Genomic DNA, 323 nt, shown 5'->3' on the forward strand with positions numbered 1-323 from the left:
TACCAGATGCCGATCTCGGCCAGCAGGCGCGCGATAAAAGCCAGGTCGCTTTCGCCGTACTGCATGACCTGCTCGCGCTTGGGGTAGTCGCGTTTCAGGCTGAACAGAAAGTCCTGGCCTTCGAAGCCATGGCGAGTGCGCAGGATGCTCTCGACGATGTCCGGCACTGATTGGTGCTGGTAGATGCGGAACTGCCGGCCGCGACCCAGCAGGGCCAAGCGCGGTTGCAGGACGATCTCATACGTGGCCTGGTCGTTGGAGCCGGACTGGCGCTTGAAGCCAGTGACCACACCCTGCAGGGTGCGCAGTGGCTTGACCTCTGG

General features: G+C 62.8%; 1 protein-coding gene. It reads right to left on the bottom strand.

All coding sequences use genetic code 11. The annotated features are described in order from the left end of the window. Positions 1-323, bottom strand: a 323-nt coding sequence (locus HX812_RS31825; protein WP_256738068.1) for a contractile injection system protein, VgrG/Pvc8 family, incomplete at both ends; no start/stop codon positions are given.

Source organism: Pseudomonas sp. IPO3749 (assembly GCF_013386605.1).
Classification (GTDB): domain Bacteria; phylum Pseudomonadota; class Gammaproteobacteria; order Pseudomonadales; family Pseudomonadaceae; genus Aquipseudomonas; species Aquipseudomonas azotoformans_A.